We start from the raw sequence: 233 nt of genomic DNA, 5'->3' as shown, positions 1-233 counted from the left end.
ACCGCATTGATGTTGTCACGTGCTGATTTGGCCAGGGCTACCAGATCCTCAAAATCATCAATCCTTAAGACACAAACGTTTTTTTCAATGTCTGGATTATCGATGGCAGCTTCTGGCTCATTACCTGCGGACACATTATTTTCTTGATTATGATCTGGATGCGATTCCTGACGATCTCTGCCAACCAGCTCATTTTTTATCAAGACCAGATTACCAACTTGATAAAAAATGAG

1 protein-coding gene is annotated in these 233 nt (G+C 41.2%); it reads right to left on the bottom strand.

Translation table 11 applies throughout. The features are described from left to right. Positions 1–233, bottom strand: a 233-nt coding sequence (locus tag LJE08_RS14555; protein ID WP_227403657.1) for a hypothetical protein, incomplete at both ends; no start/stop codon positions are given.

Source organism: Holdemanella sp. DFI.5.55, assembly GCF_020593575.1.
GTDB classification, from domain to species: domain Bacteria; phylum Bacillota_I; class Bacilli_A; order Erysipelotrichales; family Erysipelotrichaceae; genus Holdemanella; species Holdemanella hominis.
Note: the sequence above shows the minus strand (reverse complement) of the source record. Positions and strands in the feature narration are given on the sequence as shown.